This is a genomic window from Shewanella sp. 125m-1 (assembly GCF_052977065.1).
Genome location: NZ_JBRILT010000103.1, coordinates 1 through 540, shown reverse-complemented (window position 1 = coordinate 540; position 540 = coordinate 1). Strand labels below are relative to the sequence as shown.

The window sequence follows — 540 nt, the reverse complement described above, 5'->3', positions numbered from 1 at the left end:
GAACTCAGAAGTGAAACGCAATATCGCCGATGGTAGTGTGGGGTCTCCCCATGTGAGAGTAGGTCATTTCCAGGCGCTAAATTATTCTCGAAAGAGAAGCAAAAAAGCCCGTTGCTAATGCAACGGGCTTTTTTGTATATGCGTTTCGGGAAAAAATAAATCCCTACGTACCCCGTTACTGAACGGACTCTCTCGCTTCGAAGGCTGTTATATTGCTCCTGCAATAACAGCATTTTACCATTTTGACGGTCACCACTTCTCTGCCTTCAAGCAATGCTAAATACTGCTTATTTATAGCGACTTACTTTCACCCACATGTGTTCGCTCCGTAAACCGATCCGTTTACGTGGATCTTTTTCTGCTCTAGATAAAGCCAAAGCTTCTTCAGCGCTGTAGTTTTTTAAAAGGGGAATACGGGTTGTTTGTGATACCTAGATTAGATCACAACTCTTTATTGATTAGTATAATACCAATCTAAGTAAAAACATGATCTAATTGCATTCATCGTATTCTCTTCATTTGTGGTTATGGATAACTTTA

Annotated in this window: 1 rRNA gene; it reads left to right on the top strand. The window is 40.4% G+C overall.

Features of this window, described 5'->3' with window-relative positions:
- A 5S ribosomal RNA gene (gene rrf / locus ACVBIK_RS20695) occupies positions 1-75 on the top strand; the annotation flags it as partial.
- Positions 76-540 lie beyond the last annotated feature (465 nt).